General features: G+C 55.5%; 1 protein-coding gene. It reads right to left on the reverse strand.

Annotated features, from left to right (window positions below; translation table 11 throughout):
* On the reverse strand, positions 1–247 hold a 247-nt coding region (locus ACGF5R_RS24895), incomplete at both ends, for an Ig-like domain-containing protein (protein WP_387693327.1).

Below are 247 nucleotides of genomic sequence, written 5' to 3' on the forward strand. Positions count from 1 at the left end.
TACCTGCACATCCTTCACCGCCGCCGTGCTGGTTAACGTCGCAGTCACCTGTCCCTGCGCGTTACTCACCGGATTGCTCTGTTTCGTCAGGGTTAACCCGTCAGCCTTTGGATCTGTCTGCCAGTCAATGTCGATCGGTTGACCCACCACCAGATTGCCGTGCCCATCCTTCACCGTCGCCGTGAAGGTATAACTGTCAGTGCCGTTGTTGTAGCGCTTCTTGTCTTTATCCACTTCCACCATCACG

The sequence above is a fragment of the Photorhabdus sp. RM71S genome (genome assembly GCF_042879355.1).
In the GTDB taxonomy this organism is placed as follows: Bacteria; Pseudomonadota; Gammaproteobacteria; order Enterobacterales; family Enterobacteriaceae; genus Photorhabdus; species Photorhabdus kayaii.